The organism is Paractinoplanes atraurantiacus (assembly GCF_900215205.1).
Classification (GTDB): domain Bacteria; phylum Actinomycetota; class Actinomycetes; order Mycobacteriales; family Micromonosporaceae; genus Actinoplanes; species Actinoplanes atraurantiacus.
The window spans coordinates 364,578-384,304 of sequence record NZ_OBDY01000002.1; the positions used below are offsets into that span (position 1 = coordinate 364,578).

General features: G+C 67.7%; 21 protein-coding genes and 2 pseudogenes. 17 read left to right on the forward strand and 6 right to left on the reverse strand.

Features of this window, described 5'->3' with window-relative positions; all coding sequences use genetic code 11:
• Positions 1–233: 233 nt before the first annotated feature.
• The 3 genes and pseudogenes from CRP55_RS56190 to CRP55_RS55580 all read right to left on the reverse strand — a co-directional run.
• Positions 234–995 (reverse strand): annotated as a pseudogene (locus tag CRP55_RS56190) (cation:proton antiporter domain-containing protein); the annotation flags it as partial.
• A 19-nt stretch (positions 996–1,014) separates the two neighbouring features.
• Positions 1,015–1,632, reverse strand: a complete 618-nt coding sequence (locus CRP55_RS08185; protein WP_097319056.1) for a DedA family protein — start codon at positions 1,630–1,632, stop codon at positions 1,015–1,017.
• Positions 1,629–2,552: a phosphatidylglycerol lysyltransferase domain-containing protein gene (locus tag CRP55_RS55580; protein ID WP_438865769.1), complete on the reverse strand. Its 924-nt coding sequence runs from the start codon at positions 2,550–2,552 to the stop codon at positions 1,629–1,631. The genes CRP55_RS08185 and CRP55_RS55580 overlap by 4 nt, the downstream gene beginning before the upstream one ends.
• Here CRP55_RS55580 and CRP55_RS08195 point away from each other — a divergent pair.
• Both CRP55_RS08195 and CRP55_RS08200 read left to right on the forward strand, forming a co-directional pair.
• Positions 2,446–3,072 carry a response regulator transcription factor gene (locus CRP55_RS08195; RefSeq protein ID WP_438865772.1) on the forward strand — a complete coding sequence of 209 codons (627 nt, stop codon included), beginning with the start codon at positions 2,446–2,448 and terminating at the stop codon, positions 3,070–3,072. The two genes, CRP55_RS55580 and CRP55_RS08195, sit on opposite strands and share 107 nt — an antisense overlap.
• 42 nt (positions 3,073–3,114) lie before the next feature.
• On the forward strand, positions 3,115–3,735 hold the full coding sequence (locus CRP55_RS08200) for a DedA family protein (RefSeq protein WP_097319058.1): 621 nt from the start codon (positions 3,115–3,117) through the stop codon (positions 3,733–3,735).
• Between the two features lie 251 nt (positions 3,736–3,986).
• On the opposite strand, the gene CRP55_RS08205 is transcribed toward CRP55_RS08200, so the two are convergent.
• Positions 3,987–5,060: an isocitrate/isopropylmalate dehydrogenase family protein gene (locus CRP55_RS08205; RefSeq protein ID WP_097319059.1), complete on the reverse strand. Its 1,074-nt coding sequence runs from the start codon at positions 5,058–5,060 to the stop codon at positions 3,987–3,989.
• 17 nt (positions 5,061–5,077) lie between these two features.
• Between CRP55_RS08205 and CRP55_RS08210 the strand changes: the two genes are divergently transcribed.
• From CRP55_RS08210 to CRP55_RS08235, 6 genes are all read left to right on the forward strand, one after another.
• A complete protein-coding gene (locus tag CRP55_RS08210; protein ID WP_097319060.1) occupies positions 5,078–5,719 on the forward strand; it encodes a sporulation protein in 642 nt (213 codons plus the stop codon).
• Positions 5,720–6,123: 404 nt separating this feature from the next.
• Positions 6,124–6,630, forward strand: a complete 507-nt coding sequence (locus CRP55_RS08215) for a MarR family winged helix-turn-helix transcriptional regulator (protein WP_097319061.1) — start codon at positions 6,124–6,126, stop codon at positions 6,628–6,630.
• A gap of 11 nt (positions 6,631–6,641) precedes the next feature.
• Entirely contained in the window at positions 6,642–7,460 is an 819-nt protein-coding gene (locus CRP55_RS08220; protein WP_097319062.1) for a helix-turn-helix transcriptional regulator, read from the forward strand.
• 34 nt (positions 7,461–7,494) lie between these two features.
• Positions 7,495–7,875: an MmyB family transcriptional regulator gene (locus CRP55_RS08225; protein WP_097319063.1), complete on the forward strand. Its 381-nt coding sequence runs from the start codon at positions 7,495–7,497 to the stop codon at positions 7,873–7,875.
• Between the two features lie 97 nt (positions 7,876–7,972).
• Entirely contained in the window at positions 7,973–8,893 is a 921-nt protein-coding gene (locus CRP55_RS08230; protein ID WP_097319064.1) for an NADP-dependent oxidoreductase, read from the forward strand.
• A gap of 49 nt (positions 8,894–8,942) precedes the next feature.
• Entirely contained in the window at positions 8,943–9,443 is a 501-nt protein-coding gene (locus CRP55_RS08235; RefSeq protein WP_097319065.1) for a cupin domain-containing protein, read from the forward strand.
• Positions 9,444–9,470: 27 nt separating this feature from the next.
• Here CRP55_RS08235 and CRP55_RS08240 read toward each other — a convergent pair.
• Positions 9,471–9,803, reverse strand: a pseudogene (locus CRP55_RS08240) (response regulator transcription factor); the annotation flags it as partial.
• Between the two features lie 273 nt (positions 9,804–10,076).
• Between CRP55_RS08240 and CRP55_RS53860 the strand changes: the two are divergent.
• Both CRP55_RS53860 and CRP55_RS53865 read left to right on the forward strand, forming a co-directional pair.
• Positions 10,077–10,481, forward strand: coding sequence for an alcohol dehydrogenase catalytic domain-containing protein (locus CRP55_RS53860; protein ID WP_218854202.1), 405 nt, complete (start codon positions 10,077–10,079; stop codon positions 10,479–10,481).
• An 11-nt stretch (positions 10,482–10,492) separates the two neighbouring features.
• Positions 10,493–10,942 (forward strand): zinc-binding dehydrogenase, encoded by a 450-nt coding sequence (locus CRP55_RS53865; RefSeq protein WP_218854205.1) that lies wholly within the window; start codon positions 10,493–10,495, stop codon positions 10,940–10,942.
• A gap of 851 nt (positions 10,943–11,793) precedes the next feature.
• On the opposite strand, the gene CRP55_RS56195 is transcribed toward CRP55_RS53865, so the two are convergent.
• Positions 11,794–12,048, reverse strand: a complete 255-nt coding sequence (locus tag CRP55_RS56195) for a cupin domain-containing protein (RefSeq protein WP_369076902.1) — start codon at positions 12,046–12,048, stop codon at positions 11,794–11,796.
• A 57-nt stretch (positions 12,049–12,105) separates the two neighbouring features.
• Here CRP55_RS56195 and CRP55_RS08250 point away from each other — a divergent pair, with 57 nt between their 5' ends.
• From CRP55_RS08250 to CRP55_RS08280, 7 genes are all read left to right on the forward strand, one after another.
• Positions 12,106–13,188 (forward strand): SAVED domain-containing protein, encoded by a 1,083-nt coding sequence (locus tag CRP55_RS08250; protein ID WP_097319066.1) that lies wholly within the window; start codon positions 12,106–12,108, stop codon positions 13,186–13,188.
• 197 nt (positions 13,189–13,385) lie between these two features.
• On the forward strand, positions 13,386–14,402 hold the full coding sequence (locus tag CRP55_RS08255; protein WP_097319067.1) for a nucleotidyltransferase domain-containing protein: 1,017 nt from the start codon (positions 13,386–13,388) through the stop codon (positions 14,400–14,402).
• Entirely contained in the window at positions 14,399–15,973 is a 1,575-nt protein-coding gene (locus CRP55_RS08260; RefSeq protein WP_097319068.1) for a ThiF family adenylyltransferase, read from the forward strand. The genes CRP55_RS08255 and CRP55_RS08260 overlap by 4 nt, the downstream gene beginning before the upstream one ends.
• A complete protein-coding gene (locus CRP55_RS08265) occupies positions 15,970–16,422 on the forward strand; it encodes a Mov34/MPN/PAD-1 family protein (RefSeq protein WP_179855076.1) in 453 nt (150 codons plus the stop codon). Before CRP55_RS08260 ends, CRP55_RS08265 begins: the two co-directional genes overlap by 4 nt.
• 215 nt (positions 16,423–16,637) lie before the next feature.
• Positions 16,638–17,609 (forward strand): NUDIX hydrolase, encoded by a 972-nt coding sequence (locus tag CRP55_RS08270; RefSeq protein WP_097319069.1) that lies wholly within the window; start codon positions 16,638–16,640, stop codon positions 17,607–17,609.
• Positions 17,610–17,614: 5 nt separating this feature from the next.
• Positions 17,615–19,117 carry a hypothetical protein gene (locus CRP55_RS08275; RefSeq protein ID WP_097319070.1) on the forward strand — a complete coding sequence of 501 codons (1,503 nt, stop codon included), beginning with the start codon at positions 17,615–17,617 and terminating at the stop codon, positions 19,115–19,117.
• A 16-nt stretch (positions 19,118–19,133) separates the two neighbouring features.
• Positions 19,134–19,577, forward strand: a complete 444-nt coding sequence (locus CRP55_RS08280) for a hypothetical protein (protein WP_097319071.1) — start codon at positions 19,134–19,136, stop codon at positions 19,575–19,577.
• Positions 19,578–19,727 lie beyond the last annotated feature (150 nt).

The following is a 19,727-nucleotide window of genomic DNA, read 5'->3' on the forward strand; positions in this document are numbered from 1 at the left end:
GCAGGACGCTGGCGATGACGGTGATCGTCATGGTGGACGGGGCGGTCTCGGCGAGGTCGCCGTCCGGGAGGTCGTTGAAGGCGAGCAGGCCGAAGACGATCGAGGTAGAACCACATGGCGATGGTGGCCATGGCGGCGGTGTCCTCGAGCAGTTGCAGGTCGGGGGTCTGCGCGCGGTGCTTGACGTGATGATGTGGCCGGACGTGGCGCAGGTAGCGGAAGGCGATGCCGCAGACGAAGGCGGCCACGAAGCCGTTGCCGCCGATCGCCACGGTCGCGGTGTAGGCCAGCAGCGGGGCGGCGACCACGGTGATGCGCCGGGACTGGCCGGTGGTCCAGCCGTGGCGCTCGGCCAGGTTCATCAGCGCGGCGATCAGCAGGCCGAGTCCGGCACCGGCCAGGATGGCCTTGACCGCGCTGGGTACCGCCGCGGCCAGCGCCTCCAGCGGCGTGTCCGCCGTGGACGACGTACCCGCCAGGATCAGCGCGAACAGGAAGACGGGCGACATGATGCCGTCGTTGTAGCCGCTCTCGACGTTGAGCAGTTCGCGGACGCGGGCCGGGACCAGGCGGTCGCGGACCAGCGACTCGGCCGGGGCCAGGTCGATCGGCACGACGATGCAGGCGATGACCAGCAGGGCGGCCCAGGACAGGCTGGGCGGCAGCAGCAGCCAGCCGATCAGCACGGCGAGGCCGAGGCTCAGCGGCATCGCGATCAGCAACGAGCGGGCGGCCAGGCCCGGCTCGTCGCCGAAGAGCCGGCCGCCGCGGACCTCGGTGGCGTCGACGAAGAGCAGGACGGCCAGGATGACCTCGGCCACGTGCTGGGCGACCGTCGAGCTCACGGTGTCGGTGAAGGCGTCGGTGAAGATGGCCGTCACGATGCCGGCCACGACCATCACCAGGGGCGCGCGAACGTGCCACCGTTCGAGCCGGCCGGCCACGAGCGACCACGCGCCGGTGACCGCCGCGATCACCACGAGAGTCGCGATCATGAAGCTGAGCGTCGCATGGTCAGACGTGGCTCCGGGCCGAAGTCCGCCGACGGAGCAGCAGGAGGAGGGCCACGCCGGCCGCCGCCGCCCCGATCGCGACGGTGGAGATGTTCCCCAGGGCGCTTTCGAGCTGCCGCCACGACGTTCCGGCGAAGTAGCCGCCGAGGACGACGGCCGTGGCCCACAGGGAGCCGCCGATGGCGTTGAAGAGCAGGAATTTGCGGTACGGCATGAGCGTCATCCCGGCCAGGGCGGGCACCAGGGCGCGCATCAGCCCGACCCAGCGGCCGGCGACGACCGCCCCGTTGCCGTGCTTGCGGGTGAAGGTCTCGGCTTTCGCCCAGCGCTTCTCGCCGATGAGACGGCCGGGGCGGCTCGACTTGATGGCGTCGCCGCCGAGCCGGCCGATCTCGTAGCCGGCCGAGTCGCCCAGGATGGCCGCGACGATCGCGATCGTCAGCAGGACGGGCAGACTGAGGTGCCCGGTGCCGGCCAGCACGCCACCGACCACCAGGGCGGCCTCGCCGGGGAAGACCAGCCCGACGAAGGCGGCCGACTCGACGAAGGCGAGCAGCCCGATCACCAGGTAGGCCAGCCAGGCCGGCGCGGACGAGGCCAGGGTCAGCAGCTGGTTCATGAGCGGGCTCCGGTCAGTTCGGCGTTCATCGCGGCCACGGTGACCCGGGGCAGGGCGCGGGCCGAGGGGTAGCAGAGGTAGCGGGGCTGCCAGTCGGGCTGGAACTTGGCGTTGGCGCGGTAGAGCGACTCGATCTGCCACACCCGCGAGGCGAGCATCAGGGCGCGGTAGCCGATTCGGGTGAACGGGCCCGCGCCCAGTTCCTCGCCGCGGGCGAAGACCTCGCGCAGCACGGCGAAGTTGAGTGAGACGCGGGTGAGGCCGGCCGCCGCCGCGTACTCGACGGTCGCCACGATCATGAGCTCGGTGAGGCCGTTGGGGGCCGTGCGGTCGCCGCGCATCAGGTCGAGCGACAGCCCGGCCCGCCCCCACGGCACGAAGTTGAGTACGCCCCTGAGCGCGCCCGTCTCGTCGCGGCACAGCACCAGCAGGCAGTCGCCGTCGTCCGGGTCGCCCAGCCGGGACAGCGCTATCGAGAAGCCGCGCTCGGCTTTCCCGTCGCGCAACGCGTCCGCGCGGGCGATGACCTCGGCCAGTTCGGTGGGGGAGAGGTCACGCTGGCGCACGATCCGGCATTCGAAACCGGCGCGGCGCATCCGGGCCACCGCCTGCTCGTACGCGTCCTGTCCCACCGCCGGGCGCAGCGTGGAGATCAGCGTGCGCGAGACCCCGGACCGGGCTACCACCGTGCCGGCCGGATCCACCACCTGGGCCCGGCTGCCCCACGAGTCCTCCCGCAGCGCGAACCTCAGAGCGAACTTGTCGCCCGAGGCCACGGCCGCCGCCACCTGGTCGGCCCGGTCGTCGGCGGCGCTGCGCACGTCGTCGAGCAGCAGCCCTCGGGCGGTGACCAGCAGGATGCCGCCGGCGATGATTGAGGCGACGGCCACCACGACGCCGGCCGCCAGGGCGGAGCGCATCCGCACGCCGAGCCGCCGCCGCAGCCTCAGAAAAAGGGGCATAGCGGACCTCATGCTCACCGCCAAGGACGGCGACTACGACCAGGCCGATGCCCTCGATCTCGGCGCCGACGACTACCTGACCAAGCCGTTCGCCTTCGTCGTGCTGATCGCCCGGCTGCGCGCGCTGATCCGCCGGGGCGCGCCCGAACGCCCGGCCGTGCTGCGCTCCGGCGACCTGACCCTGGACCCGGCCGAACGCCAGATCCGCCTCGGCGATGAGCCGGTCTCGGTGACCCCGCGCGAGTTCGCCATGCTCGAGTTCCTGATGCGCCACCCTGGGCAGGCGATGACCAAGACCGCGATCCTGGAGAACGTGTGGGACGCCCACTTCGACGGCGATCCCAACATCGTGGAGGTCTATATCGGCTATCTGCGCAAGAAGATCGGCCGCGAGCGGATCGAGACCGTCCGCGGCGCCGGCTACCGGGTGGCTGAACACGCGGCGGAAACTACGGCGGCCGACCTGAAGAGCCGCTGAATTCAGGAAATTCTTAGGTTCGGCCGACCAGCATGGCCCGTCATGCACTCGGATGCCGGCCTGCCGCCCCTGCTGCGCGACCTCGCGCCGATCCTCGACGACTGGGGCTACCTCGCCCTGTTCGTGATCATCTTCGTGGAGAGCTTCGGCCTGCCCACCCCCGGCCAGACCTTGATGGTGGCAGCCGCCATCTACTCCCATTGGGGGCAGCTCGACGTGTGGATGGTCGCGGCCATCGCTTTCGTGGCGGCGGTGCTCGGCGACAACGTGGGCTACTGGATGGGCGCCCGCGGCGGCCGCCGTGCCGTCCATCGGTGGGGCCGCTACGTGTTCCTCACCCCGCCCCGCTTCGCGAAGTTGGAGGCGTTCTTCGCCCGGCGCGGCAGCCACGTGGTGGTGCTCGCCCGTTTCTTCGACGGCCTGCGCCAGTTCAACGGCGTCCTGGCCGGCATCACCGCCATGCCGTGGCGCCGTTTCCTGCTGCACAACACCATCGGGGCCGCCCTATGGGTCGGCGTCTGGGTCTGCGCCGCGTATTTCTTCGGCTCCCAGCTCGTCCGGATCCTCACCCTGCCCTGGTGGGTGATCGCCCTCGGCGTCGCAGGCGCGGGGATCGCGGTCTGGCTGGGCGCCCGGGTCCTGCGCCGCCCCGCTAGTACGTGAAGCGGGAGATCATGGTCCGTAGTTCGCTGGACATGCGGGCGAGTTCGGTGGCCGAGCGCTCGGCGATCTCCCGGATGGCGACCACCGCGGAGTCACTGCCGGACTGGATGGCCTCGGCCCGGCGGCGGTCACCGCCTGCCCGGCCACCTGGGCGGCCGCGCCGGCGCTCGGGGCGATCTCACTGATCGCGGCGTCCCTCTCCCTGGCGTAGTTGTCGCTGAAGGCGGTCATCCGGTCGGGAGCCGCCGCCGCTATGTCCGAGTGTTTGTTTTCGCCGCTCGGTCGGCGACTGCGGCGGTGAAGTCGGTCGTGGAGTCGGTGCCGCCGAGGTCGGGGGTGCTGATGCCGGCCCGGATGGTCGCCTCCACGGAGCGCTCGATGTGGATGGCGGCCGCTCGCAGGCGGTCATCGCCGTGCTTGGTGCCGAGCCAGTCGAGCAGCAGGGCGGCGGACAGGATCATGGCGGCCGGGTTGGCGAGGTTCAGCCCGGCGATGTCGGGGGCCGAGCCGTGTGCGGCCTGCGCCATGGCGTGAGTGGCCGAGGAGTTGATCGACGGAGCGATGCCGAGCGAACCCGCGATCTCGCCGGTCAGGTCGGAGAGGATGTCGCCGAACATGTTCTCGGTGACGATGACGTCGAAGGCGTCGGCGCGTCGTACGAGATGGGCGGTCATGGCGTCGATATGGAAGTCATCGACGGTGACCGCAGGATAGGACCGGCCGATCTCGCGGCACACATCGCGGAACAGGCCGGTGGTCAGCTTCAAAACGTTTGCCTTATGCACGACGGTGACCCGCTTGTCGCGGCGCATGGCGAGCTCGAAAGCGGTGCGGGCGATGCGTTCGACGCCGGGCCGGGTGATGATGCCCAGCGAGATCGCCACGTCGGGTGTCGGCATGAACTCGCCGGTGCCGGCGTAGGTGTTGCGGTCGGCGTAGAAGCCCTCGGTGTTCTCGCGCACGATGACCAGGTCGGTGCCGGGCACGACGGGGTTGCCGCCCTCGTACGCCCTGGCCGGGCGGATGTTGGCGTACAGGTCGAAGTGTTTGCGGATGGTGCCGCTCGGGTTGAGCTGGGAGCGGTGCGGCTCCGGATAGGCGGCGCTGTCGTGCGGGCCGAGCAGCCAGCCGTCGAGGCCGGCCAGCGCGGTCAGGGTCTCTTCCGGTACGGCGGTGCCGTGCGACCCGATCGCGGACAGGCCCACCGGCACCTCGACCCACTCGACGGCCGCGGGCAGCGCGGCGTCGACCACCGCGACGGCCGCCGGGACAATCTCCGGTCCGATGCCGTCGCCGAACAGGACACCGAGTCGGTAGCCGGTCATGTGATCAGTCACCTTTCATGCCGCTGGGCGAGGACGAGCGAAAGACGATTCCCTTCCAGATCGTTCTGCCCTGGGAGACACCCATCACCATGACTGGTGCGGCGCTGGGAGTGCGCGCCGAGGCGGAAATCGCCGGCGCCACGGTCAAGGGTGATCTCGCCACGATGTCGGTTCAGCCCCTGCTCGTTCAGTGGCGGACCCTGGAGGCCTTCGGCACGCTCGGGTGGACCCTCGAAGACGCCGACATCCAATTCGCGAAGGTTCCGGTGTCCCGGCCGGCGCCGCCGGTGCAGCAGGTCTTCGAACTCCGGCCCGCGAACGCCGTCGGGGTCGGCGCCTTCGAGCTGATCTTCGACGTGACATCGCAGAACGTCGAAGTCCTGCTGGGGTTCGGCGAGCAGGGCTTCCCCGGCCGCTACGACCGTTACACCGTCGCCCACGCCGGTGCGGAGACCGTGGATTGGACGGGGCAGGTGGATGGCTGGGTGCGTCAAGCCTTGGAGCATCGCGTGACAGTCTCTCCCTTGATGGGCGAGCGCGACGACGACAGCGGCCCGGGGATGGGCGGGGCCGTCACGGGCGCCGTGGGCGGCCTCGCGGCCGGGTACGTCGCCAGCGAGGTCATGGGCGACCTCTTCGACGACGACGATGACGAGTAAGGGCTTCCGCGGTGCCACCCCGCGCGGCTCGCTACAGAGTTGGACAGCACTCGGACTGCAAGTCGCAGCCGGCGCTGCGCTGATTGTCGGCTGCCGGGTAGCGGACCGCCGCGCTCGGGCGGTGTGACATGCCCGGCGAGGTTTCCGATGCGCGGCCGCCGACCGCGCACCTGGGTCGCTATCACCCGGCACGTTGAGCAAGCGCTGGCCGCCGAGATGACGTACTGGCAACGCTGCTGAAGCGTTTCCGCACCAACGCGAAGACCACACGTCCGGAATAGTCGCACTGCCGTTCACGGACTGAGGCGAGGGGAGCCGGGGCTCGACTTGGCTGCGTAGGCCGTGGTCCGCCGGCTTCGAAGTCGTGCTTGATCGTTCGAATTCTAAGCAAGTAAGCTCACCGGGTGAGCGATCCGTCCCCCGGCCTGAACGCGGAGCAGCTCGGCGCCTACTTCGCGTTGATGGAGGTGAGCAGTCTCCTGCAGTACGCGGTGGACGAGCATCTGCGCGCCGATGGCGACCTCAGCTACGTGCAGTTCCAGATCCTGGCCCGGCTGGTCGACTCACCCGAGGGCCGGCTGCGGATGACCGACCTGGCCGACGGTGTGGTGTACAGCCGCAGCGGCCTGACCTACCAGGCCGGGCTGCTGGAGAAGCGCGGCCTGATCACCCGCGCGCCGTCGCCGGACGACGAGCGCAGTGTCATGGTCACTGTCACCGACGCGGGCCGGGCTCTCATCGCGCACGTGCTGCCGGGGCACGTGGAACGCGTTCGGCAGCTGCTGTTCGAGCCGATGAGGGGCCGGGACCTCGTCACCCTCGGTGGCGTGCTGGGGCGGGTGCGCGAGCACATGCGGGCCACCCCGCCCCGCTCCGCCAAGCCTCGCGCCGGCCGCAACCGGGCCGAGTGAGGAGCGGCGACATGGATCGGGCGTTGCTGGCCGACTTCCTCCGAGCCCGGCGCGGGGCGCTACGTCCGGAGGACGTCGGGCTGCCCGCGGGCTCCCGGCGCCGTACCGGCGGGCTGCGGCGAGAAGAGGTCGCGGTGCTGGCCGGCATGTCGGCCGACTACTACAGCCGCCTCGAGCAGCAGCGGGGACCGATGCCGTCCGAGCAGATGCTGGCCGCGCTGGCCCGCGGCCTCAAGCTCAGCCCGAGCGAACGTGACCACTTGTTCCACCTCGGCGGGCACTCGGCGCCGCGGCGCGCGTTACGCGACGAGCAGGCGAGCCCGGCCATGCGGCGGATCGTCGAGCGCATGTCGGACACGCCGGCGATCGTGCTCTCCCGGTTCGGCGAGGCGCTGCTGCAGACCCGGCCGGCGGTCGCCCTGCTCGGCGACTACACCAGCTTCCGCGGCATGGCCCGCTACCTGGTCTATCGCTGGTTCACCGATCCGGCGCAACGCGCCCTCTTCCCTGAAGATGACCACGACATCCGGGGCCGGGTCTTCACCGCGGAGATCCGCGCGGCGTACACAGCCGACCCCACCGGAACGGCCGGCGAGATCGTCGACGCTCTGCTGTCCGTCAGCCCCGAGTTCGCCGAGGTCTGGCGGCAGCACGAGGTGGGCGTCGTCCATCACAACGATCTCAAGCGCTACCGCCACCCGGAGCAGGGCGAGCTGTGGCTGACCGCCCGCCGGCTGGTCGACCCCGACGAGGGCCAGGAGCTGTTGGTCTACCTGGCCGAGCCCGGCTCACCGAGCGAGGACAAGCTCCGGCGCCTGAGCGCCATGTGACGGTTATCCACGGACAAATGATCCGTGGATAACCGTGCCCTTCACCTCCTTCCCGATTCCCGCCACGCTGGACAGGCCGGAGCAGGAGGGGGTGAGCACGATGGAGCGGGACCGCGTCGGGCCCTTGCTGGTCCGCCTCGTCGAGCGGTTGTCGGATCACCCGGCGATCGTGTTCTCACGGTCCGGCGAGGTGCTGCTGCGGACCCGTTCCGCAGCAGTTCTGCTCGCCGAGCACCGCTTGACCGAGGTGGGCGTCACGCCCGGCTCCGGCCTTCGGCGCTATCAGCACACCCTCCTCGGTGAGCTGGAGCTGCACCGCCATGTCCTGGTGGATCCCGACGAGCACCAGGTCCTGCTCTTCTTCACCACCGTGCCCGGCTCGGCGAGCGACGAGAAGCTGCGCCGACTGATGTAGTCCGGGTCACACCGATCCACTATTGCTTCGAATTCGAAGCGCAGTATGGTCAAGATGTGCTTCGAAAACGAAGCATTTACGAGAGAGAAGGCTCCCGATGAAGGCAGTGCGATTCCACGAGTACGGCGACCCGGCCGTCCTGCGGTACGAGGACACCGAGCGTCCCACCCCGGCCGCCGGCCAGGTCCTGGTCCGGGTCGCCGGTACGTCGTTCAACGGCGTCGACGGCAACATTCGCGGCGGTTTCATGCAGGGCCCGATCCCGGTGACGCTCCCGCACACGCCCGGAATCGACGTCTCCGGCACGGTCGAGGAGCTGGGCGAGGGCGTGACCGCCGTGCAGGCCGGGGACCGGGTCGTCGGCTTCCTGCCGATGACCGATGACGGCGCCGCCGCCGAGTATGTCCTGGCCCCGGCCGAGATCCTGGCCCCGGCGCCGGCGAGCATCCCGCTGGCCGACGCGGCCGCGCTGCCCGCCGTGGGCCTGACCGCCTGGCAGGCGCTGTTCGACCACGCCAAGCTCACCGCCGGGCAGCGGGTGCTGATCAACGGCGCGGGCGGCGCGGTCGGCTCGTACGCCGCTCAGCTGGCCAAGAATGCCGGCGCGTACGTCATCGCGGTGGCCAAGCCGGGCACGGTCCCGGCCGCCGACGAGGTCATCGACTACACCAGCGCCGACTTCACCCAGGCGGTCACCGCGCCGGTGGACGTGGCGCTCAACCTGGCCCCGGTCGAGCCGGACCGGCTGGCCGCGCTGGCCGGCCTGATCAGCGACGGCGGTGTCCTGGTCAACACGACGGTCTGGATGCCCGCGCCGTCCGACGAGACCCGGGGCGTACGCGGCATCGACCTCTTCGTCCGCAGCGACGCCGGCCAGCTCGCGCACCTGGTGTCGCTGGTCGACTCGGGCGAGCTGCGGGTCGACGTGGCCGAGCGGGTGCCGCTGGCCGAGCTGGCCACCGTGCACGCCCGGGCCGCCGCCGGCCAGCTGTCCGGCAAGACCGTCATCGTCGCCTGAACGCCCTATCCAGATAAAAGAGCTTTCCACCAAAAAGGAGATCGCGCTGATGATCCCGGACGACGATCCGACCCGCATGCTCACCGTGGCACACCCGGACGACCCGAGCACCACCTACATCTCGCTGGTGGGCAACACCTACGGCATGTTGATCACCGGGGAACAGACCAACGGCCAATATTGCCTGATCGACATGCGCGTGCCCGACGGCGGCGGCCCGCCCCCGCACCGGCACGATTTCGAAGAGATGTTCACGATCCTTGAGGGCGAAGTCGAATTCACCTTCCGCGGCGAGAAACACACCGTACGAGCCGGATCAACGGTCAACATCCCGGCCAACGCACCGCACAACTTCCGCAACGTTTCCGGCGCCCCGGCCCGCATGCTCTGCATGTGCACGCCCGCCGGCCAGGACGAATACTTCGCGCGGATCGGCGACATCGTCGCCGGCCCCGACGCCCCACCGCCGCATCTCTCCGACGACGAGCTCGCGGACCGCCGCCGGCGTGCGGGCGAACTAGCCTCGACCTACCGGAGCGAGTTCCTGTAAGCCCAGGCACCCCGGCGCGATGGTTGGTCAGGAATTGCCGCCGGGCTGGACGAGGCTCGACTCGTAGGCGAAGACCACCGCCTGGACGCGGTCGCGCAGCCCGAGCTTGCCGAGGATGCGGCCGATGTGGGTTTTGACGGTCGCCTCGGCGACCTGGAGCCGGCCGCTGATCTCGAGGTTCGACAAGCCCTGGGCCACGAGCAACAGGACCTCCCGTTCCCGGTCGGTGAGGTCGGGTGGGCCGGCCGGCGCCGGTGGGCTCGCGGTGAGCCGGCCGGCGAAACGGTCCAGCAGCCGCCGGGTCACCCGGGGCGCCACGACGGCGTCGCCGCCGGCCACCACTCGGATCGCGTTCAGCAGGCTACGAGCTGCGGTTTTGCCGTGTCGAGCGCCACAGCGCGCCGATCTCGTGATGGTTTGACCGTCAGCGGGCGTTCTCGCCCGAGACGACATCACTTCCTTCCCGTACGACCATTCGCCTTGACCCGACACGGCCGTCCCGACCTAGCGTCGGCGGCATGGCTGAATTTATGCACGCGGTGGGCTACCACCGGAACCTGCCGGTCTCCGATCCGGAGTCGCTGCTGGACCTGACCGTCCCCGTTCCCCAGCCCCGGTGACCACGACCTGCTGGTGCGGGTGGAGGCGGTGTCGGTCAACCCGGCCGACGTGAAGGTTCGGGCGAGCACTCCCGGCGGCGCCGAACCGAAGATCCTCGGATACGACGCCGCCGGGGTCGTCGAGCGTGTCGGCAGCGCAGTGACGCTGTTCCGGCCCGGCGACGAGGTCTGGTACGCCGGTTCCATCGCCCGCCCCGGCACCAACGCCGAGTTCCACCTGGTCGACGAGCGGATCACCGGGCCGAAACCGGCGTCACTGAGCTTCGCCGAAGCCGCCGCCCTCCCGCTGACCGCGCTGACCGCATGGGAGTCGCTGTTCGACCGGTTCCGGCTTACCACCGAGAGCACCGGAAAGCTACTGATCATGGGCGCGGCCGGCGGGTCGGTTCGATCCTGGTACAGCTGGCCCGCCAGTTGACCGACGTCGAGGTGATCGGCACCGCCTCCCGCCCGGAGTCACAGCGCTGGGTCCTCGACCAGGGCGCCCACCGGGTCGTCGGCCGCCACGATCTGCCCAGCGAGATCGACTGGATCTTTACGCCACACTCAACCGGCATGATCGAACGCTTCGCCGAGATCCTCCGCCCGTACGGCGCGGTCGTAGCGATCGACGAGCCGCAACGGATGGATCTGCTGCCACTCAAGAGCAAAAGCATCACCTGGCACTGGGAGCTGATGTTCACCCGCGCCCTCTACGATCCGGCCAGCAGCGCTCAGCATCACATCCTGCGAGAGATCGCCGCCCTGATCGACAAGGGCGTTCTGCACACCACCCTCACCACCCGCCTGGATGGCCTTGATGCAGCGAACCTGCGCGAGGCCCACCGCCTGGTCGAGTCCGGCACCACCGTCGGCAAGGTGGTCGTCGCCCGATCCTGATCAGCTGAGCCCCATCCGGCGACGCCAGTTCAGCCAGCCGTGGCGCCGCCGGGCAGTTAGGCCGTCGGACGCTGTGGTCGCCGCGGCCCACGCGAGCACCAGGCCTAGCAGTGGGGGCACCCAGGGCAGGCGCTGCTAGCGGTATTGGCAGCGGCGCCGGGTGCTCGCCTGCCCGTTTCGGTGCGTGTCCACCTTGGAGAAAGGCCGGGCAGCGTCTGCGAGAAGGTGGGCGTGATCGTCGGTGAGTGCTGTTCGTGGACTGTCTCGCCGTGGTGGTTCGCGGGCAGCTTCGGCGGGGTGGTGGCCGTCGGCGATGGCATGTTCTCTTCGGCGCCCGCTGGCCGGTCGGCCGTTGTGGAGCGGTCGCATCGTGGGACGGGAATTGTTATCTCGGTGGTGTTTCGAAACGAGTCATCCCGATCTCGCCGGCCACGATCGGTTGCCAGGCATCCCCGCACCAACTCGAACACAGGAGCGTGTGATGGATTCGTGGGAAACGTGCCTTCAAGAGCGCTCTGACACAAAAAATCGGGTTCAAGCCTTCGCTCAAACCCGACATTTGCTACAAGATGTGTCCGGAGGGGGAGTTGAGCTCCAACAATCCGCATCCGCGCCGTCGGCGCGTGTTCATGCGTTTATCCTATACCGGGCCATGGTTGTTGTGTCGAGCCTATCCGAGAATCCCCTCGAATGGCTGCTTCTCACCATTCAGAATTGTTCCCACGCTGCAGGCAGAGTCGTGTGCGTTCTGCGACGTTATGCCGGCGGCCAAGTTCGGCTCTGTCCGTTACGGACGCCGGTCATGGCCATGTGGATCATGGCGCTGTTCGGGGCGACGCCGTGCCGTTGCTTCATACCGGGGACCACACCACGTCTCCTGCGCGAAGCTCCTGTACCGCTTCGCCCCACTGCTGAGTGCGGCCCGTACCCTCGGTGACGACCAGACGCTGGCCGGTCGGGTGGCTGTGCCACGCCGACCGTGCGCCGGGCTGGAACGCCCGTGAAGTTCGCCGCCGGGCGGGCCGAAACAGGTTGAAGGATGTCCTACCGAGACAGGTCATGACAGAACCTCTCACGGCTAGGATGGCCGGGCATTCCGCTCCCATTGATCAACGGACTCATGAGCTGAGCGGATCTTCCTACTTCGTGACGGTGGTGAACCTGTGGCAACGGTGGAGCGTCTCGATGCGCCCCTGCTGACTGTGGTGGGTGCCGGTGAGCAACCTGCCAGTGCGCAAGGGTTCTGGTCCTTGATGACTGACGGGTCGGCCGCCATCGCTGTCGGCGGTTTGATCGCTGGGACTTTCGCTACGGAGACGGCAAAGACCGTGATGACCGGCGAGAAACCCGGACGCTTCTGGTTCGCCGTGGCGGTCCTAGCGGGTCTGGCGGTCATGGGGCTCGGTTTCTGGCTGCGGCACCGGTCCCGGATGGGACTACGGGTGGGGATCATCGTTAACGCGGTCGACGCCCATCGCGGTTCCGCGCGTGCTGAACAGCGAAATCAGCAGGCCGAAAGATTCAGCCAAAACTCCGCGGCGGTAACGCTGAAGGCGGAGATCGCGCTGTCGGACGACCCCTCGCGTGACCGTGAGTTGGTTGACCTGCTGGCGGAGGAAACTCTTCGCGCGACGACGATCGCCGAGCGGCTCGCGCCGGAGGCGGCACACGTCAATCTCATCCCTACCATGCCGCTGCATGTCGCGTTCTGGTTGGGTGCCCGGCTGGGACACACGCACGCACAGCACGTCGCCGTGCACGAGCTCCGCCAGAACAACGGATCTCCAGCGTTCTTCGCAGCGACATCACTTCGTACGTTGGACGGGAAGGCAGTCCCGCTCACTGTGGAGCGCCCGCAGATGTTCGACGCCGGCGACGCGACGAAGGTCGCGATCGCCTTGGATCTGCAGAACCGTGGCGATCAGTTCAGAGACGCGGTAGCGAAGGCCTGCCGGGAACACGGCATCGGCTGGTTGCTGTTGCTGCGCAACGAGAACCAGCTGCTCAAACAGGATATGAAGACGTTCAACGCCGTGGTGACGCAGACCTGCAACGAGTGGTACAACGCAGTGTTGCCGCCTGCCGCGAGGACCGGCCATCATGCGATCTTCCTGAGCGGACCGGTCGCGATCGCGGTGGCCCTCGGTGCACGGCTCGCTGCCCCTTCCCCAGGGCAGTGGACGGCATACACCTTCAATCCCACTGAAAGCGTGTATGTGCCGTTCCCAGCTCCCCCGAAAGGCTGACCCAGCATTCCACTGGTACGTCTGAGGTCGACGACGCGTCCTGCTGACCCGGCGAAGTTGTCGTACCCCTGCCGTACCGTCTCTTCAGCGCTCGACGAAAACGGATCGAGAGCCGCCTACAGCGTCGTAGGAACTGGCCGTGACCACCCCTCGGCGGCGGTACCAGACGCACTCACCTGCCAGGGAACGGAGAGCCCATGGCCACGTTGGCCACCCACTTCAAGACGGCACTGAGCAACATCGAGCCGAGCGAGGACGCCGCCAACGCCCAGTCGGCCCACGCCGAGGTCACCAAGGTGTTAAAAGCGGACAATCTGCTCGCGCGGCTCGGGGTCGATCCGCTATTAATCGGCTCCTACGGCCGACAGGTGTCCATCCGACGGGTCAAGGACGTCGACGTCTTCGTCCGGCTCCGCAAAGCCGGCAAAGACCTGCGCCCCGGCCGAATCCTCGACCACGTCACCGCTGTACTCGAAGAAGCGTTTCCTGACCGGGTCACACGACAGCACCGGTCCGTGATGATCGACTTCCCGGACGACGACCTGTCAGTCGATGTTGTCATCGCCCGGCCCTGCGGTGATCACTGGGAGATCCCGCAGAAGATCGAGGACGACGGTAACGCTAGGTGGGTCGAGACGAATCCCACCAAGATGGCCGAGCTGACGACCCAAGCCAACAAGGACTACCTGCTCTACGAAGGCGACCCTGGTAGCGGAGTTTACGTGCCCGTGGTCAAGCTGATGCGCCAGATCCGGCGGACCTGGGTGGAGGACCAGCCCGGCGGCTACTTCTTCGAAGTTCTCACGTATCACGCGTTCAGCAATCTCAAGCCGAACGAGAAGTCGTACGCCGAGTACGTGACCGTTGTGCTTCGCGAGATCGCCGATCTGCTCGTCGACGTCGCGGACGATGGCCTCGACGACCCGACGCTGGATGGAAAGAAGATTAAGACTAAAGCCACGCCTGAGCAGTTGGCCGCGGCCGCTGCTCGCATCGACGAGGCGGCGTCTCTGGCCGAAGAAGCGTTGAAAGCCGACGATTGCTCCGCAGCGGCGAAATGGCGTGAGCTGCTCGGCACCACCAAGAACACCAGGACCGAAGAACAGGTGTTCCCGCTTCCGGAGTACTGCAACGCTGACGGCAGTAGGAAAAAGATGACGGCGGTGACCCGAGGTGCGTCGACCGTACCGGCGGGGAGCGGCCGATACGCATGACCAGCTCCTGGCAGAACGAACTCGCAGCCGAAGCCGATGCTTGGCGTGCCCACCTCGGTGAGATCGGCTTCAGCGACGACGGTGATCGGCTTCGCGGTGAACTGCCGTGGGAGCATCCGGTCCATGGTCTTGCCCACGCTCGTATCGAAGTGCAGCTGCCGGCAGGGTTTCCCTTCACCGCACCGGTCGTTCGGGTACTCGACCCCGGCGCAGCGATGGAGCTGACCTTTCACCTCGACCGGCCCGCCGAGCTCGGGCTGAATGGCAACCTGTGTCTCTGGGATGCCGCCATGCAACCAGTCGACGCCGCACCGTGGCGTGAACCCGACCTGCTGCTGGACCGGGTGCGGGGTTGGCTCAAGCAGACCGCGCTGGGATGGCCGGACGACGATACTTGCGATCTCGAGCGGTACCTGCCGAGGAACATCGACACTCTGGTCTTGTACGACGCCGAGCGGCTGGCGGGGAAGGTCGGACTCTTCAAAACAGCAACGGGACCGACTTCAGGCACGCTCCAGGTGAGCGACAACCGTCGGCCAGGCGCCATCGCGCTGCGAGGACCTCAGCAGTTGCATAGGAGGGACCGAGAACTGGCATGGGTTGATGATCTGGGCGAGGTCAGCTCGCCGCCACGGGAGTGGGCCGACATCGAGCGCACCTTGGAGCAGGCCGTTGAGGTGACTCGCCTCATCGCGCTCGGCGCTGTCCGCTACCTGCTGCTGCGCTACTCCCGCAACGGCCAACCCGCGGTCCTGGCCGTCGCAGTCCAGCGGGGAGGCCTCCCTCCATCGATCAAAGCCTGCGAAAGCGCCGACACCAGCGAAACCACCCGGTCGATACGCGCAGGTAACACCGCCGCAGAACTGGCCGACGTCCGGATCGCGGTGATCGGTGTCGGCGCAATCGGGTCATTCGCCGCCGACATCCTGTTCCGCTCCGGAATACGCCGTCTGACACTGATCGACGGCGAACGGCTGCGTCCCGGCAACGTCGTACGGCACCTGGCCGGCAGCGACGATGTCGGAAAGTACAAGGTCACCGCGGTCACGGACCGCCTTGCGGCGACCGGATTCGACGTCGAAGCAGTGGAACGCCAGAACGTCGACATCATCGACCTCGCGGAGGCTGTAGAACTGGTCAAGAGGCACGACGTCGTGCTCGACGCCACTGCTCACGCCCGCGCCACCAGCCTGCTGGCAGCGGCCGCCAACATCACCGGCGCAGGGACCGGCCACACGGTCATCTCTGCCTGCGTACAGCGTGAAGGCGACATCATCAGAGCCGACCGTTTCCCCCTGCGCCACGGCGAACAACACCTGCCGGCTCTCAGCAGCGCCCCCGTCATCGGCGGGGTACGGGAGGCAGGATGCGGCGAACCCATCTCGCGGACACCACCGGCGGCGGTCATCGCCGCAGCCGAAATCGCCTGCAGAATGGTGATCGATGAGGCGACCCGTCAATGCGCCCTCCCCGCAAGCATGGTCGATATTCGCCGACCACAAGACGAGCCGCCCTTCGACCGGCTTGGTCTGCTGACACCAACTCTGACCGCTACCGGGACAAGTCAATGAGAAGAAAGACTCCCGGCCTGGTCCGAGTGCTGGTGCATTCCGACGCACGGCAGACGATCGCCACCGCGGCCGAACGTGCCCATCCACTGGAAGCTGGGGGTCTTCTCCTCGGATGGTGGGATAGGGACGCGATCGTCGTACGCGCAGCCGTCGACGTCGTGGATCCAACTGCGACCGGCTCATCGTGGATCCGGCGAGAAGGTCTCGCACAACAAGCCCTCGACCAGGCTGTCACCGAGCTAGGTCATCCCTGGCTGGGCTACGTCGGGGATTGGCACAGCCACCCGGCGCCGTGCGGCGCCAGTGAGCAGGACCGCCAGTCCATTCGCAGCGCCTCGCTGGCCTATCCGCAACCGCTGTTGCTCCTCGTGCATCGCCGCGGCGGCAACGTTGACATGCACGCGGCTCGTCGCGGCCGACTACAAGCCGTTTCCATCGAGACCATGTGAGGCTTGGACTAGCTAGTCCCATGGCCGGACCTGTCCGAAGCCCTGTCGGCGTTGCCGCCGCTCGGCAACGACGCTCTGAACGGGTGCGGTGCGGTCCCTCGGCGCCCAACGCGCCGAGATGGTGTAGCAGGGCGACTTAAACGCCGGCACCACTCAACATCGAGCGACAGGCACAACTACTGTCAGTGCCAGGACGAATCCGGTAGGTTGCGGTCATGAGTGGCGGCATCGACCGTAGCGCCGTCGCGCGCATCCTCAGGGCGATACCGCCCGATGACGAAAGCCCGGTGCCGGTCGACGGGTTGGCTGAGTCGGCGGTCGCGGGCGCGGTTGTGGGTCTCTTGAGTGCATTTGGTGCGCTCGTCATCACCACCGACTCGACCACCGGCTCGCTCCGGGTGAAGGCGGCCACCACGGCGGCGTCGCTCTTTCTCAAGAGCCTCGCTCAGTACGTCGAGCAGAATTTTGCGGTGCTGGACAACTGGTCGCGGATCGGTACGGCCGAGCCGCCGTATAACGAGCAGGCGATCCTTTCCGGCCCCCAATTCCTCTACTTCATGGAACGTCGCCGGATGAGTGGCACCTCTGGTGCGACAGCGCTGCGCTCCGTTCGCGTTTCTCAGGTGGTAGTGAAACGCACCGGACGGCTTAGAGGGCCGGAGTATCTCGTGTTGCACGACACCGCCGCCCGGCAATTTCAGTTGCCCGGCGGCCACGCGCGGGACGGCGATCAGGACGCGAGCGACGTCGCGGTCCGCGAACTGCAGGAGGAACTTCCGGGGTACGTCTTTGACCCCACTACAGACCGTCTGGTCGGCCTCGGCCTCGTCGACATAACCGCCGTCTCCCGCAGCTACGGGGTCAGCACCAGGTACCAGATCAGCTTCTTCCACCTTCAGAGCGGGCGGCGCTCGCTCCTGGCCGGCCCAGGCGGCCGCTGGCTGGCTGAAAGCGACCTGCTCGACGCTAACGCGCGGGTTGAAGGCATGACGCTGAACCTGGCCGGGCTCCGGAAGCTAAACCAGACCGTCGCAGGCGGGATCGCTGGCTTGCCATCCAGCCTGCCGAATGCGACCCGCGGCGCCCTACCGGAGCTCGCCCAGCGCAAGCCGCTCGAGTTCTGGGGCTTCGTGGTCGGCGTCGTCGGCATCGTGCTCACCGTCGTCATCTACTTCATCCAGGACTGAACACGATGGGCACACGCGACCAGGGGAACCTGTGGCAGCGCCTGGGCGACGGCCTCACCGATTTCGATCGTTGGCTGCAGACCCACGACGGCCACTACGAGCTGCGGCGCTGGATCAACACCGGCCGCAGCGGCTCATTGGTTGGTGTCGTGGCCAGGCACGAAAACCCCGACAAGCCACAGCAGCTCATCATGCGTGTCGGCACCGGCGGCCCAGATGAGGTACGCCGCCTGCGGAACTCGTGGCGCCATTCACCACGGTCCTTCCGGGACGCGCACCTTGCCGAACTGGAAGATGGACCTGTCGACATCAATCACCGACTGCTCGTCTTCCAGCACATCGCAGGCGGCGACCTGACCACCAACCGGGCGCTAGCCGAGGACATCGAGGATGACGAGTTCGCCGAGACCTGCGCCAGCATCACGCGTTCAATCGTCGCCGATTGGAACCCCGACTTCCCGTACCGCCCGGAGCCGAAAACGGCCGCGGCATACCTGCGCGACCTACTGGGTGACCGGCTCAAGGCGGGCAGCGAGTTGATCGAGTCGGCAGCGCGGGCGGGTATCGATCCAGGCACGGAGTGGATCGCGAGCAGCCACGGCAAGCGACCGCTGCCCAACCCATTACGCCTGGCCCTCGACGACAGCCTCGCCGGTCCCCGGCAGGCAATGATCGTACGCGGCCGGGCGCACGGCGACCTCAACGTGCAAAACATCCTGCTGCCCGCCGACCCGGCGTCTTATCAGCTGGTCGACCTTGGCGAATTCGATACCGCCGCGCCGCTCGCCCGCGATCCGATGCACCTCCTGCTTTCGATCGTCGCGAAATGGATCGCCAGAGTCGATCCCTTGCTAGTGGGCCATGACCTGGCGCAGGCGATTGTTCCGACACGGAACTATCAGCCGCCAAAGAAGGTCGGCCGCTTCGCGAAGACAAGCCGCGAGATGCACGGCGCCTTGCAGCGATGGGCGGCCGACAGCGGGAACGGAGATCTTTGGGCGGAACAGAGCCTGTTGTCGTTGATCGCCGCCGCCCTTCGGTTCGCCGGGCGCACGATTCCCGAAACCAATCCGGAGGCGGCGCGACGGTGGTTCTTCTACCTGGCCGCCGTCGCCACGTCGGAGTTCCTCGACCTGTGGCTCGACGAGGCAGAGCCGCCGGCAAACGTCTTTCCTCTCCGGCAGGGAATGATCACGACTCCGCGTGTGAGGGTGGTGCCGGATGACGATGCCACGACCTTTCTACGGGCGCTGCGGGACGAGGTAACCATGCGAGCGCCCGACCCCGACACGGAACTCAGCATGGTGAGTAGCACATCGATGCTCCGTGCCATCCTCCGGCATATTCCAGCGCCTGGGCCGCCCTTGACCGATGAGATCGTCGCGATGGCCGAGGATCTGAGGCGCGAGCTGACAGCAGCGACCCGGGCAGGGGCGACATATGCCGATCGCGAGCACGTCGTCAAGATTCACGGTTGGCTGAGGGAGCTGCTGGCGACGCCACTCTGATCGGGTACGAGGAGGCATGGTGACCGCGTTCGCGACCGCGCTCGCCACGCTGGACACGCTGAGGAGCGCGGCGTCGGATCCTGGGGCACTCGCCGGACTCTCCAGGCCCAAGTTCAAATCGATGTTCGGTGCTGTCGACCTGGCGCTGGAATCAGCCGTCAAGGCGGCCGACGGGAGCGACAAGCGCACGCTGGTCGGACTCCGGCGCCAGTTCAAGCGGGCAGCCGGTCAAGTGGAGATGCACATGGGCGTGCGATACGAGAACCACCGGGACCGCATCGAGGGGTGGGGACAGTACTGGGCCGATCTTGACGGGCAGATATACGACCTCGGTGTCCTACTCGAGCGACTGCACGGATCGGCGTCAGCGATCGGCGCCCGGTCGACCTCGCGTCCGATCGTTGTTCGAATCACTTTGCCGGAGGATGAGCCTAACGATCAAACCGCCGAGGGCGCCTGACGCCTCGGGAGTAGCAGGCGGGCTGACCTGTGGGTCTCTTCGGTACCTAGATTGCGGCTGAAATGCGGGTAACAGCTGCCCAGAATACACGCGAGTAGATACTAGATCCGGCTTAACTCATTTGCCGATGTGAGCGTGTTGCATGTTTCC

Coding starts and splice junctions, on each gene's coding strand:
- CRP55_RS08265 (WP_179855076.1), top strand. CDS start 15,970: ATGAGAAGAAAGACTCCCGGCCTGGTCCGAGTGCTGGTGCATTCCGAC.
- CRP55_RS08220 (WP_097319062.1), top strand. CDS start 6,642: ATGGATCGGGCGTTGCTGGCCGACTTCCTCCGAGCCCGGCGCGGGGCG.
- CRP55_RS56195 (WP_369076902.1), bottom strand. CDS start 12,048: ATGGGAGCGGAATGCCCGGCCATCCTAGCCGTGAGAGGTTCTGTCATG.
- CRP55_RS08280 (WP_097319071.1), top strand. CDS start 19,134: ATGGTGACCGCGTTCGCGACCGCGCTCGCCACGCTGGACACGCTGAGG.
- CRP55_RS08255 (WP_097319067.1), top strand. CDS start 13,386: ATGGCCACGTTGGCCACCCACTTCAAGACGGCACTGAGCAACATCGAG.
- CRP55_RS08235 (WP_097319065.1), top strand. CDS start 8,943: ATGATCCCGGACGACGATCCGACCCGCATGCTCACCGTGGCACACCCG.
- CRP55_RS08185 (WP_097319056.1), bottom strand. CDS start 1,632: ATGAACCAGCTGCTGACCCTGGCCTCGTCCGCGCCGGCCTGGCTGGCC.
- CRP55_RS08275 (WP_097319070.1), top strand. CDS start 17,615: ATGGGCACACGCGACCAGGGGAACCTGTGGCAGCGCCTGGGCGACGGC.
- CRP55_RS08205 (WP_097319059.1), bottom strand. CDS start 5,060: ATGACCGGCTACCGACTCGGTGTCCTGTTCGGCGACGGCATCGGACCG.
- CRP55_RS08270 (WP_097319069.1), top strand. CDS start 16,638: ATGAGTGGCGGCATCGACCGTAGCGCCGTCGCGCGCATCCTCAGGGCG.
- CRP55_RS08200 (WP_097319058.1), top strand. CDS start 3,115: ATGCACTCGGATGCCGGCCTGCCGCCCCTGCTGCGCGACCTCGCGCCG.
- CRP55_RS55580 (WP_438865769.1), bottom strand. CDS start 2,552: ATGCGCTCCGCCCTGGCGGCCGGCGTCGTGGTGGCCGTCGCCTCAATC.
- CRP55_RS08260 (WP_097319068.1), top strand. CDS start 14,399: ATGACCAGCTCCTGGCAGAACGAACTCGCAGCCGAAGCCGATGCTTGG.
- CRP55_RS08230 (WP_097319064.1), top strand. CDS start 7,973: ATGAAGGCAGTGCGATTCCACGAGTACGGCGACCCGGCCGTCCTGCGG.
- CRP55_RS08210 (WP_097319060.1), top strand. CDS start 5,078: ATGCCGCTGGGCGAGGACGAGCGAAAGACGATTCCCTTCCAGATCGTT.